The following is a 526-nucleotide window of genomic DNA, read 5'->3' on the forward strand; positions in this document are numbered from 1 at the left end:
GCTTCCTAACATATCGGATTGATAACCAGAAAGCCAAACCAAACCAGGAAAGCAATGGCCTTTGCGATGCCGAACTGCAAGAGCAGTATTTTCAAACGAAAAAAATTGACAAGGAATATTTTGATCCATTATTCTCTTCCTCCATAAAATATTTTCTCTTCATAAAAGAAAAATTTCTATCCTCTAAATTATCTCCCAAAATCATAAATCAAATAATGAAAAAGCATGAATTCTAGTTGTTTTTCTGTGTATAATTGTATATTAAAGTGTATTGTAGGTGAATCAAAATTAAGGAGCGTAAACCATTCGCAAACCATTTAAAATGACACATACCCCAAAAGATGGGCCACGTGCAAATCAAGATATTCGGGTTCCTCGCGTTCAACTTATTAATGATGAGGGGCAACATCAAGGAGTGGTTACAATACAAGAAGCTCTTGCTATGGCTGCAGAAGTCGGCCTTGATTTGGTTGAAATTGTACCAAATGCAGAACCTCCTGTGTGTAAAATTATCGATTTGGGCAAA

General features: G+C 35.9%; 1 protein-coding gene and 1 pseudogene. One reads left to right on the forward strand and one right to left on the reverse strand.

The features are described 5' to 3' along the window. Positions 1-129 (reverse strand): annotated as a pseudogene (locus ACFIO5_RS13495) (alpha/beta hydrolase); the annotation flags it as partial. A gap of 193 nt (positions 130-322) precedes the next feature. On the opposite strand from ACFIO5_RS13495, the gene infC reads away from it, so the two are divergent. Beyond that, the coding region (gene infC, locus ACFIO5_RS13500) for a translation initiation factor IF-3 (protein WP_375705689.1) at positions 323-526 on the forward strand (204 nt) is incomplete at its 3' end.

This window comes from Bartonella sp. AA86SXKL (genome assembly GCF_042196885.1).